Below are 11,508 nucleotides of genomic sequence, written 5' to 3' on the forward strand. Positions count from 1 at the left end.
TCCGGCTGCAGCCCTAAAAATGCGCCGACGCTCGCTCTAACCCGACCCAGTCCGGCTGCAGCCCTAAACACACGCCGACGCTCGCTCTAACCCGCCCCAATCCGGCTGCAGCCCTAAAAATGCGCCGACGCTCGCTCTAACCCGACCCAGTCCGGCTGCAGCCCTAAACACACGCCGCTGCTCGCTCTAACCCGATCCCATCCGGTTGCAGCCCTAAAAATGCGCCGACGCTCGCTCTAACCCGACCCAGTCCGGTTGCAGCCCTAAACACACGCCTCGACTCACTCTAACCCGATCCCATCCGGTTGCAGCCCCGCCAATCCCCCTATTACAGCCGCACGACCTTAGTCGCGATATTGTCGCAGAACTCGCTGTCGTGCTCCACGAACAGAAGCGTCGGCGAATGCTCCAACAGCAGCTCTTCGATCTGCATGCGGGAGATGACGTCCACGAAGTTGAGCGGTTCGTCCCATACGTGCAGATGCGCCTGCTCGCTTAGGCTGCGCGCGATCAGCACCTTCTTCTTCTGCCCGCCGCTGTAGGCGGACATGTCCTTCTCGAACTGAACCCGGGCAAAGTCGAGCTTGCGCAAAATGGACTTGAACAAGCTTTCGTCGATGCCGCTGCTCCTCGCGTAATCCGTCAAGCTGCCGCGCAAAAACGACGTGTCCTGCGAGACGTAGGAAATTTTGAGCTGGCTTCCCACCCTGAGCGTACCGTCGTACTCAAGCTTTTCCCCGCAAATCAGCTTGAGAATGCTCGATTTGCCGGAACCGTTCGGTCCCATTAGCGCGATTCTGTCCCCTTGCTCGACCGTGAAGCCGACGTCCTCGCACGCCGTTCTCTCCCCGTAGCGGATCGATACCCGGTCGAGCTCGACAAGCCGGCTTTTATGGTAAGCAAGCTGCGCAAGCTTCAGCTGTTCCGCATTTTCGACGTTTTTAAGCAGCTTCGACTTCTCGTCGATCGCCTCTTGCTGCCTGCGCTCCATCGATTTGGAACGCTTCATCATTTTCGCGGCCTTATGGCCGATATAGCCTCTGTCCACGAAGAAGTCGGCGTTCCGGATGCCGGTTTTCGACTTCTCCACCTCGTCCGACCACTTGCTCGTCCGCTTGGCCGCTTCGTTCAGACGCTTGATGTCCTTCTTCAGCTTCTCGTTCTCGGCCTGCTCGAAGTTGTCCTGGCGCTGCTTATTGTCCCACCAGTCGGAGAAATTGCCGCGCTGAATCTCGATATTCGTCTTGTTGATGGACAGAACGTGATCCACGCAGTTGTCGAGGAAGGCACGGTCGTGCGAGACGAGAATGAAGCCTTTCTTGGCCTTCAAGTAGTCGCTCACGATTCGTCTGGCGTTCAAGTCCAGATGGTTCGTCGGTTCGTCGATCAGCAGGAAGCTGTTTTCCTTCAGAAACAGCGCGGCCAGCAGCACCTTCGTCTGTTCCCCGTTGGACAGCGATTCGAACGGACGGTACAGCACGTCGTCCGACAGCTTGAGCAGCGACAGCTCGCGCGACAATTGCCAATACTCGTAGTCCGGCAATATTTCGTCGACGACGTCCAACGTATTGCTTTCTTTGTTCCGCACGGGGAACGGAAAATACTCGAAATCCACGCTCGCGTGAATCGTTCCCTCATATTCGTATTTGCCCAGCAGCAGGTTGAGGAACGTCGTCTTCCCTCTGCCGTTCCTCCCCGTGAATCCGAGCTTCCAATCGGTATCGATCTGAAAGCTCGCGTTTTCGAAAATGTTATCGTAGCTGCCGTCATAGGCGAACGTAAGGTTTTGCACATTAATTAATGACATAAAATACATCCCTCCGCACAAATAAATAAGCCGCAAGAAAATTACATTCTCGCGACTCAAATAGATATACGGCTAACCCGACCCGCAAGCGGGCAGAATCAGGATATACGGTCTGAGCGAAAGAGGAATGCAATTTTCTTGCACGACAAAATAAAACAGACGATCGCTTGAAGCGATATTGTTTTACCGTTCGCAAGAATAATCACATTCGATCCATTCACTCCCAACATTAGAATACGTATATCCTAACACGATCAAAGAGTCATTTCAACCGGACTTCTCCTCCGCATTCGTTTGAAGCAGTATCTCCTCCCCTTCCGCCAGCATCGCTTCGATCGCTTCGTCCAGCGTTTTGGAATGATCGATGACCGCGATGAGCTCGTTAACGATCGCAAGCGTAAGCTTCGCTTGAACCGGATTCGGAAGTGAAGCGAACGATTCATCTGCGTGGAGCAGAGGCTCAAGACTGTACAAGCCGGAGATGTCCCGGCCCTCCTGAGGCCGTATGAATTCGGAACGGCTGTACAGCACTTCCCTGCCCGCTCTGGACGTCACCTGGGCGAAATCGGCCGAATTGACGTATTGGACGAATTCCCATGCCGCCCGCGCGTTGCGGGTGGTCTTGCTGATGGCGAACACGCCGTCCAGACTATACGAGCCGCTCTTCGACCGGTCGAGCCCGTCTACCGGCGCGGAGACGACGCCCCAATTGAGGGCCGAAGAGCTTAACGCCCGAATCAAATACGACTGGCTGTAAGTCATCGCCGACTGGCCGGCAAGAAACCGATTGTCCCCGGCCGTCCTCATCGTTCTGGTCAGCTCTTCGGGCGAAGGATGGCGGAACGAACCGGAGCGGAATACGTCGACGATTGCTTCGAACGGCTTTCTCCACTGCTCGCCGTCAACCGTCAACCTTGACTTCGAGGCGTCCACCAGCTTTCTATTTTGGCCGGCAAGGCTGTACAGAATGTCGAACAGCGGAGACGAGTAGCCGTCGATCGTGAATCCGTAGAGCCGGCTGTCGTCGTCCCCGGCCGTCGGAAACCGCTTCGCCAGCTCGAACAGCTCTTCCCAAGTCATCGCGTTATGAGGAAGCATGACGCCGTGCTTCTCGAACAATTTTGCATTGTAGAAAATTCCGTAGGAAGAAAAATTCGGGCTTAGCCCGTACAGCTTACCGTCCCCTTCCTGGCGAAGAAGCGCGAGGGACACAGGCGAATAGCTGTCCAGATCGAATTTGTGCTTCTCGATCCAAGGGTCCAGTTCAAGCAGCATTCCTTCCTGGGCCAACGTTCGGTAAGTATTGCCGAGATACAAGACGTCCGGCTGATGACGTTCGATATACTTGGCATACGCCTGAGCGGCGGTCAGGGTCGGGTCGGAATACAGGTCGTCCAAGCCGATTACTTCGAAGCTCACGTTCGGATACTTGCTCCGAAACATCAATCCGTAGTCGTCGTTGAATTGCTTCTCGCTCCAATAGCCGATTCTTATCGCCGCTTCTTCCTCCGAGCCGAGCGGCGCCCACTCACCGCTTGGCGCGCTTCCGCCGTCGCAGCCTGCGACGACTAGCGCAAATGCGAGAATCGCCGATTTTATCCGGCCTATATGGTTCATGTCGAACAGCCCCTTGACCGTTTTTTCTCGCGAGCATTCACGGTCTCGCCGCCTTCATCTGCGCCAGCAAAACATTGCCGTCCTCGCGCATTGCTTCGATTGCCGCGTCCAGCGTCTTGCTGCCTTCCGCCGCGGCCGTCAATTCGCTTGCGATCAACTCCACCAAGTCGACTTTAAGCCTCGGTTCGAGCGCCGCGAACTCGTCGCTCGCATTCGCGACAGGATCCAGTGTATACAGTCCCGTCACGTCGCGCTCCGACGGAGGACGGATGTATTCGGTTCTGCTGAACAGGAAGTCGGAGCTCGATTTCGACTTGATCTGGGCGAACTCCCCGGAATTGGCGTACTTGACGAATTCCCACGCCGCGCGGGGATTGGCAGACTGCCTGCTGATGACGAATGCCGGACCCGGCTCGTAGGCGCTGCTCTGCGTGCGATTAAGCGCATCGACGGGAGCGCTGACGACCGCCCAGTCGACGGAGGCATTCTCCAGTTGGCGAAGATAGAGATGATCCCGATACGTCATGGCCGACCTCCCCATCAGGAATCGGTCGTCCTCTATGAATCTCGTCCGCTTGGCGGTCTCTTCCGGCGTCGGCAAGTAGAAGGACCCGGATCGCACGACGCTGACGATCGATTCGAAAATCCCCCTCCAGGAATCGCCTTCCAGCCCGACCGCCGTCCCGTCCGCATTGAGAATTTTTCTGTTTTGCGCCATCAGGCTGTACACAATGTCCGTCAGCGGCGACGAAAATCCGTCCAACGTAAACCCGTACACCCTGTCGTTCCCTTCTCCGTCAGCCGGGAACCGCTTCGCCAGCTCGAACACTTCTTCCCACGTCATCGAATCGCGAGGCCGCTCTATCCCGTATTTCTCGAACAAGGCGGCGTTGTAATAGAGACCGAAGCTTCTGAAATTCGGGGACAGACCATACAGCTTGCCGTCCCCCTCCTCCCGGAGCTTGGCGAGAACGGCCGGCATGTAGCCGCTCAAGTCGTACTCCTGCCGCTTGATGATCGGGTCCAGCTCCAACAGCTTGCCTTCCTCCGCAAGCCACCGGTGCTTGTCGACAAATAGAATATCCGGGCGGTTCTCTTCGATATGCCGGTTGTATAATTCGGTAACCGTAAGCGACGGATCCGAGCCGACCGGAAGCCCGATCACTTCGAATTCGACGTTCGGGTAATAACTTTTAAACAGATTCCCGTAATCCTCATGGAACGACTGCTCGTCCCAGTACATCACCTTTAACGACGCCTGTTCGTCCTGCTCGAACGTTTTCCATTCCCCTCCGCCGTCCGGCTTCGAAGCGCATCCCCCGGCTATTAGCGCTAGAGCGGTTGCGGCGATCAGCATCACGTGCCTCTTACTCAACGGTATCCACCCCCGGTTTTAGCTGCGCAATGATGCCATTTTATTACAAGTGTGCGGAAAATTCAGCGCATCGAGGAATAGTCCGTTGATTAATGTAAGAAATGCCTCGTTTGTATCATGTTAACGGCGCCTGGATTTTGCGGAATCCGCTTCTCATCTTTTCTGTCCGAAGCTATACTAGATGGATCAGAATGATGGAAAGGAAGCGAAATTCAGCATGCTCAGGCTCGTCAAAGCCTCGATGATCGTTCCAATCGCGCTGGCGTTCATACTCTCCGTCTCCCTTCTTCCGCTGCTGCTTCAGCTGGACGGGGACGGCGGCTCGCTTCGGCTGCACTGGTCGCAAAGCTTTGCCGCCTTAAGCGACTACTTAGGCGGACTCGGATCGGGGGATTCCTTCCGCTTCGTCTCCGGCAAAAACGAATACTCCTTCTGGGAGCGGATCGGCGCTTCCTTCAAAGTGTCGTTCTTCTATATTTCCGCCGGAAGCCTGCTCGGCATGACGCTTGGCCTGATAATCGGCGTTTACTTCGCCCTCTCCAAGGCCGAATGGCTGAAACGGATCGTCGAGCTGCTGGGCGCGCTGCCTGACTTCGTAATGATTATGCTGCTGCAATTCGCCGTCGTCTTCATCGCATCGAAAACCGGAGCCGTCGTGTTCCAGGTCGCCAGCTTGTCCACGGACGATCCCGCGATCGCGCTGCCGCTGCTCTCTGCCACGATCATTCCGGCCAACTACATGATCCGGAACGTGGCGATGCAGATGAAGCTTACGCTGAGCGAGGATTACATCGGCTTCGCCAAAGCGAGCGGATTAAGCAGAATGCGCATCGTCTTCCATCATGCCCTGCCCAACGTGCTTCCCTTCTTCAAGGCGGATCTGCACAAGCTGCTCGGCATTCTCATGGGCAACATTTTCGTCGTGGAATATTTGTACAACCTCAATGGAGTGACAATGTTCCTGTTCTCCGACGCTTTCGGCTTCGGCGGGTACCAATACGCGCTGGTCGTTAATGGATTAATGACATTAATTGTTCTGTACGCCGTCGTATACGCGCTGATCAGACTGTATCTATGGGGATGGGAGAAGGTGATCGCCCGATGAACAAGAGCTTGCTGGCCGGACTGGCGATTACCGTCCTGATTACGCTCGGCGCCCTGTTCGGCGGATATTTGTCGCCCCACGATCTGCAAGACCAATTAAAAGTCGAATATATCGTGGACGATCAAGGCAAGGGAACAGTCGTCGCTCCTCCTGCCGCTCCGGGCAGCGAATATCCGCTCGGCACGGACAAATACGGCTACGACCTGCTGGCCAAGCTGCTGGACGGCGCGAAATATACGCTGTTCCTGTCCTTCGGCATCGCCTTGGCGCGCGTATTCGCAGGCGGTCTGCTCGGCATGCTGCTCGGCTATTTCGGAGGGAACAAAGCGGACAAGCGGTCCGCGGGGGACTCCTGGAAGGCGCTCAACGGCATTCCGATCTTCCTGATCACGTGGCTGCTGCTGATCGGCATCTCGATCAATTCCTCCCTGTCTCCGCTGCAGCTTTCCGTGCTGCTCGGAATCGTGCTGACGGCGGTCGGGGTCCCTTCCGTCCTGTCGACGATCAAGGATAAGACGCTCGTCCTGCGCGACCGGCCTTACGTGCTTGCCAGCGAATCGCTCGGGGCCGGGCATTGGACGATCGTTCGTTCTCATCTGTTCCCGTTCCTGAAGGAAAGCTTCCTCATTTTGCTCGTGCAGGAAATCGTGCTCGTGCTGACGCTGTTCGGGCAGCTGGCGATCTTTAACCTGTTCGTAGGCGGCACGACGATGTACATGGACCCTCCCGAGTATCATAGCCGCACCAACGAATGGGCCGGTTTGATCGGACAAGCCCGGGGCTTCCTGTACGTGAATCAATGGATTCTGTTCATTCCCCTGGCTTCCTACGTCCTGCTGATCATGGGCTTCCAGCTCGTTTCCAACGGACTTGAGCAGCGCTACAAGCGGACCTACGCCAAGCATTCTTATCTATAAGAGGATGTTCAAAAAGTCAGCTTTTGATGACGAAGTAGAGCAGGAAGGGAATTCGACATCGAATCTTGAATTCAGCCGGGCTTTCCGGTGCTCACGTAGGTTTTCCTACGCTCCGCTCCTCAATCCCTAAGCTTCATCCAACCTTCTCGGTCCTGAAAAGCCGACTTTTTGAACACGCACTATAAGAAAGTACATTGGAGTAACAGAGGCGTCCCTTCCGTCGTCCGAAACGGACCAAGGGACGCCTTTTCTTTCTGCGTCTTCGGCAACACCTAACATTTTTATACGTTCCCCTTACTTTTCTTTATGTTCGCGGGACCGAATAGTTCTTATGATGAACATGCAGGTTAAAAAAAGGAGGTCCGATTCCATGTTACGCAAAAAACCTTTGTTCGCCGCGCTAGCGACATGCGCGCTTCTGCTGTCCGCTTGCGGCAACGCGAACGACTCCAAGTCGGGCTCTGGCGCAGCCAGTCCCAGCGCTTCGGCCAAAGCTTCGGAGAAACCGAGCAACGTTGAACTCAGAATGGCATGGTGGGGGTCGCAAGAGAGACACGATAAAACGCTTGCCGCCATCGAGCTGTTCGAGAAACAGAATCCGAACATCAAAATCACGGCCGAATATTCCGGCATGGACGGCTACTTCGACAAGCTGAACACGCAGATCGCCGCGGGCAACGCTCCGGATCTGATCCAGATGGGCGGCAACATCATGGAGTACGTCGGACGCAACGCGCTGCTCGACTTGCAGCCGTATGTCGGCAATGCCATCCGCCTGGAAGACTTCGATCAAAGCTTGATCAACGAAGCGACCGCGGACGGCAAATTGTACGGCGTCACGCTGGGCGTCAGCCAGACAGCCTTGCTGTTCAACGCGACGATGTTCAACAAAGCCGGCGTTCCGGTCCCGAACGGCGAAAGCTGGACGTTCGACGACTTCAAGAACAGCGCGCTGCAAATCAGCGAGAAGCTTGGCAAAGGCTTCTACGGCTCTTACGATCTGTCCAGCGACAACGCGTCCTTCACCACTTACCTGGCCGCCCACGGCAAAGAGCTATATCGCAGCGGCGAGCTCAAGTTCGACAAGCAGGACGTGGTCAACTGGTTCTCGATGTGGGACGAGCTTCGCCAAGCCGGAGCGATCGTACCTGCGGAAGTTCAAGTCGCCAATCCGCCGGATGCCGTCGACAAATCGTTGATCGTGAAAGGGCAAGTCGCCATCCAGGGCGCATCCGCTTCGCAAATTTTCGGTTATCAAGCTTTGACGGAAGACCAGCTCGGCCTGCTGCCGAACCCTGCCGGTCCTGCCGGCAACGGCATGAGCCCTCCGGTGTCCGGACAATTCATTACTTCCTATGAAGGAACGAAATATCCGGAGGAAGTCGCCAAGTTCATGGACTTCATGGTCAACGATCCGGAAGCGGCCGCTATCCTGGGCAGCACCCGCGGCGTTCCGCCTTCGGCGAAAATCCGCGACGCGCTGTCCGCGGAATCGACTCCGATCGACAAAATTCTGTACGACTACATCTCGCTCGCGACGAAGATTTCGACGGGCAACGGATACGAGCACTTCCCTTATGACAACGAATTCATCAAGCTTCTGAAATTGACGAGCGAGAAAATCGCCTTCGGCGCAGCCTCCATCGATTCCGCTTCGGAAGAATTCATGACGGAAATGCAAAAAATGCTTGCTAGAGCAAACCAATAGAAACGGGATTCTTTGCGGGAGCCCCCACGGCTCCCCTTTTTTTCCCTTTAGGGGTCCATCCAACATTTTGACGAAAATATACTCTAAGGATTTTTCTATATAAAAAAGCCAACGTTTCTTATACTTAAGGAATCACCGACTATTTGAGGTTGATCTTATTTCCGATTCTTTTCTCTTTTATATTCTTGGTAATCCCCCTAGCCCTTGCAAAGTAGGGAGGGTTTGCTTCTTTTGGATGGAATCATTTGGATAGATTGAGGCTAATAAATTTCAAGGTTTCTTAGCGTACGCTTTCCGCGTTTTGTTGGCAATACCCCTGAATGCACAATTCAATATCCTGAGCTGCACACGTTGCCGGTCGAGTCTGACGTTATATTGGATGGCGAAGTATACTGCGTCGATCAGGACGGACAGATTGACTTCGAATTAATCCAGAGTAGGTCGCAAATCAATGGTATTGACAAAATCGCCTCTACTGCAAAGCGGCTGAATTTAAGATATATGGTTTTCGATATTCTCCATTTCAACGGTAAGGACCTACGTGGGCTACCCCTGCTTCAGCGCAAGGAGATGCTGAATGAAGTGCTGCCAGACACAACTGCGATTCACAAGATTCAGTTTCTTGAGAATGAAGGCATCGCGTTGTTTGAGGCTATAAAGCAGCAAAACTTGGAAGGGATCGTATGCAAGCGGAAGGATAGCTTGTATGTCGGGAAGAGATCTTCAGACTGGATTAAGGTGATCAACTACCAGTATGTCGAAGTTTTTATAAGCGGGTACAGGAAAGGAAAGTTTGGTTGGATAGTTTCCGTTATGGGAACAGACGGATGTTTGCGGACGGTAGGGATTATCGACGAAAAGGGCGGGGTGCCACCTGTCCATAAACAAGCGTTTCGCGGAGTGTGCGACCAGCTTGTAATACGAGAGGACAGAAATTTCGTATATCTGGAACCGCGCATGCGAGCGACGGTAAAATTTCGAAACTGGACAAAGAACGGGATGCTTCGGACGCCGGTGTTCGTTGATTTTGTTCTTCATAAAGCTTGTTAGCCCGCTAATTGCGGGCTTTTGATATTTCTTGTTTGATCAAGGAGAACCGGAGAAGGTGCTGTCTAACGGAAATTACCTATAGGCAGTACGGTAACGACTAATGTGCTTATTGTCGGTTAATCAAATGGGGACGAAACAGATTCCTCTTCACTGGAGGTTTCAAGGGAGCGGTCACTGAAATATGACCCAGAGATGTACCCTCTATATTAATGTTTCGTTTGCTCTATTATGTAGTTTCCAATTGCTTTCCTTATGGGTTTTTGCCACTTATTTAACTGTTTCTTGTCTATAAAACGAATGCAACTTAGTTCGCGCGGATTAATTTTTTGTATTGTTGTATAGGGGGACGCTTTGATTGGATGGGAACCAATTTGAATATCATACCAATCAAAATCTGGAAATTCATATGCGATAGTTTTAGTGATTATGTAATCATCATTTGGCACAATAACTGCCTTTCGGGAAACTAAAAATGGAATCCCCACTATTCCTTTTGATATTAAAATGATTCGAAGATCCCGATCTACATTAGGTAGGAAAGGGTGAACTTCAACGCGATATTTTCCCAAACCAGGATCTGCCCTGTGCATGTCCTCATGGATAGATTCATCTACTATCTTTTGAATCATGACTTCTGCCATTTTAGATGCTCCTCGTTGAACTCAGGTATGTTTTAGATTTCCTTACTCAAAATGTTCCTTCGTAGCTGCTCACCATGGTTGTCAAAATACACATGTTGTAAGTTCCCCTATGAAATAAAAATAGCATCTGATTGTAGAGCAAATTTAAGAGACTTATTTCTAATTTTACTTACATCTTCTTCTTTAACGATTTGAAATATTACAAGGACTTTTGATGGTCTACCTGTTACAAGCAATTTAGCAATTCGATCAATTGGATCAAACGGTATTTTTTCTTCTGCCATCATGCGAGCTATCCAGAAAGTTTCTAGACCCAGTATCTTTTTCTCCCATTCAATCACATGATTCACATGATAAAAATGCAATTTATGATCTTCAGGAAAAGCTCTTCCGGTTTCGATTTCGTATTTCCGCACCAAATTTTGCATGTTTTCTAAATGACTGACATCATTGATGTAAGTCTTATGGTCCAAAGGGTTATTAAAGACAGGTATTGTTGTTAAAATATGATACATTAAGTTCCCTCTTTTCAATTAATGCTGTCGTGAATGTCGGGATTGTTTAGATTTAACTGTTGAATAATTTAAGTACGAACATTGGTATAAAAAAAGCTACAAAAAAAGCCATTAGAACTACTAATAATGATTCTATGTATCTACCCTTTCTTAATTTAACCACGCTGCCTAAAGCAAAAGCTAAACCAATAAGACCGAAAAATGCAAATAGAACTCTTGGATCATCCATGATTTTTACCTTCTTTCTATACGATAGTCGGGCAAAAGTGAGCTGATCACCACATAGTAGAACATTTTGATTGATGAACCCACTCAAAACCCTGATTAAGAAGTTCATCGAGTAGAGTATAAGTCAGTAATAGGCCAAAACCTCTGTAGCTCTCTCTTATATGTTCTTTGATAGTAACATTTTGTTCCCCGTTTGACGTTTTGAGTAATCTAGTAAGGACAACTTCCTTTGTCTTATCAAGAGCAGATGGCATTTCCTCTATTCCTCTCATTGGGAGATACCAGTATCGGAAGTTTGAGGCTTGCCGTTCTTCCAGTCGTCTTGCATCTGGTTCATTACATCCCTTGTCCCTTTACTAATCAATTCAATGTAGTAGCTCAAACCGATTTGACAATTAAATTAAACAAGATCACTGCAGATATCATGATATTCAATGACCCACAGAAAAAGATGAATAATGATCTTTTGGGATTATGTACTCTATTGCTTTTTCTAACCGTAAAAATACCAACTGTAAGACACAACGGTACGAGAATTGCGCTTA

Annotated in this window: 11 protein-coding genes; 5 read left to right on the plus strand and 6 right to left on the minus strand. The window is 51.5% G+C overall.

Annotation, left to right across the window (positions count from 1 at the left end; translation table 11 throughout):
- Positions 1–328 precede the first annotated feature (328 nt).
- From AB1L17_RS30705 to AB1L17_RS30715, 3 genes are all read right to left on the minus strand, one after another.
- The gene (locus AB1L17_RS30705; protein ID WP_205055311.1) at positions 329–1,807 is read right to left on the minus strand and encodes an Lsa family ABC-F type ribosomal protection protein; all 1,479 of its coding nucleotides are present in this window, start codon (positions 1,805–1,807) and stop codon (positions 329–331) included.
- A gap of 267 nt (positions 1,808–2,074) precedes the next feature.
- Complete coding sequence (locus AB1L17_RS30710) at positions 2,075–3,424, minus strand: ABC transporter substrate-binding protein (RefSeq protein WP_274337661.1); 1,350 nt, start codon at positions 3,422–3,424, stop codon at positions 2,075–2,077.
- A 37-nt stretch (positions 3,425–3,461) separates the two neighbouring features.
- On the minus strand, positions 3,462–4,781 hold the full coding sequence (locus AB1L17_RS30715; protein WP_274360040.1) for an ABC transporter substrate-binding protein: 1,320 nt from the start codon (positions 4,779–4,781) through the stop codon (positions 3,462–3,464).
- A 199-nt stretch (positions 4,782–4,980) separates the two neighbouring features.
- On the opposite strand from AB1L17_RS30715, the gene AB1L17_RS30720 reads away from it, so the two are divergent.
- The 4 genes from AB1L17_RS30720 to AB1L17_RS30735 all read left to right on the plus strand — a co-directional run bounded on the left by AB1L17_RS30720 (position 4,981) and on the right by AB1L17_RS30735 (position 9,579).
- Positions 4,981–5,904 (plus strand): ABC transporter permease subunit, encoded by a 924-nt coding sequence (locus tag AB1L17_RS30720; RefSeq protein ID WP_274337642.1) that lies wholly within the window; start codon positions 4,981–4,983, stop codon positions 5,902–5,904.
- Positions 5,901–6,821: an ABC transporter permease gene (locus AB1L17_RS30725; RefSeq protein WP_158223753.1), complete on the plus strand. Its 921-nt coding sequence runs from the start codon at positions 5,901–5,903 to the stop codon at positions 6,819–6,821. Before AB1L17_RS30720 ends, AB1L17_RS30725 begins: the two co-directional genes overlap by 4 nt.
- A gap of 370 nt (positions 6,822–7,191) precedes the next feature.
- Entirely contained in the window at positions 7,192–8,529 is a 1,338-nt protein-coding gene (locus tag AB1L17_RS30730) for an ABC transporter substrate-binding protein (protein ID WP_274337643.1), read from the plus strand.
- 351 nt (positions 8,530–8,880) lie between these two features.
- Complete coding sequence (locus tag AB1L17_RS30735; protein ID WP_412848738.1) at positions 8,881–9,579, plus strand: ATP-dependent DNA ligase; 699 nt, start codon at positions 8,881–8,883, stop codon at positions 9,577–9,579.
- A gap of 206 nt (positions 9,580–9,785) precedes the next feature.
- Here the strand turns inward: AB1L17_RS30735 and AB1L17_RS30740 are convergent, their stop codons facing one another.
- From AB1L17_RS30740 to AB1L17_RS30750, 3 genes are all read right to left on the minus strand, one after another.
- On the minus strand, positions 9,786–10,220 hold the full coding sequence (locus AB1L17_RS30740) for a hypothetical protein (RefSeq protein WP_412848737.1): 435 nt from the start codon (positions 10,218–10,220) through the stop codon (positions 9,786–9,788).
- A gap of 107 nt (positions 10,221–10,327) precedes the next feature.
- Complete coding sequence (locus AB1L17_RS30745; RefSeq protein ID WP_412848736.1) at positions 10,328–10,735, minus strand: hypothetical protein; 408 nt, start codon at positions 10,733–10,735, stop codon at positions 10,328–10,330.
- 52 nt (positions 10,736–10,787) lie between these two features.
- Positions 10,788–10,964, minus strand: coding sequence for a hypothetical protein (locus tag AB1L17_RS30750; RefSeq protein WP_412848735.1), 177 nt, complete (start codon positions 10,962–10,964; stop codon positions 10,788–10,790).
- 228 nt (positions 10,965–11,192) lie between these two features.
- On the opposite strand from AB1L17_RS30750, the gene AB1L17_RS30755 reads away from it, so the two are divergent.
- Positions 11,193–11,508: hypothetical protein (locus tag AB1L17_RS30755; protein WP_412848902.1), on the plus strand; the 316-nt coding region annotated here is incomplete at its 3' end.

It is taken from the genome of Brevibacillus jepli, from assembly GCF_047229145.1.
GTDB lineage: Bacteria > Bacillota > Bacilli > Brevibacillales > Brevibacillaceae > Brevibacillus.